General features: G+C 68.9%; 1 pseudogene. It reads left to right on the forward strand.

The window, feature by feature from the left end:
- A pseudogene (locus ACXJMZ_RS37395) lies at positions 1-473 on the forward strand (methionine adenosyltransferase); the annotation flags it as partial.

Consider the following 473-nt stretch of genomic DNA (forward strand, 5'->3'; position numbering starts at 1 on the left):
GTGTCCATCGGTGCGCAGTCGCCCGACATCGCACAGGGTGTCGACACCTCGCACGAGGCGCGGGTCGAGGGTGACGAGGACGACCTCGACAAGCAGGGCGCGGGCGACCAGGGCCTGATGTTCGGCTACGCCAGCGACGAGACGCCTGAGCTGATGCCGCTGCCGATCACGCTGGCGCACCGGCTCGCCCAGCGGCTGTCCGCGGTGCGCAAGAACGGGCAGATCCCGTACCTGCGCCCGGACGGCAAGACGCAGGTCACCATCGAGTACGACGGTGACAAGGCCGTCCGGCTCGACACGGTGGTGGTGTCCTCGCAGCACGCGAGTGACATCGACCTGGAGTCGCTGCTGACCCCGGACATCCGGGAGTTCGTGGTGGAGCCGGAGCTGAAGCGGCTGGCGGACGACGGCATCAAGCTGGTGACCGAGGGCTACCGGCTGCTGGTGAACCCGACCGGCCGGTTCGAGATCGG

This window comes from Kitasatospora sp. P5_F3 (genome assembly GCF_054049135.1).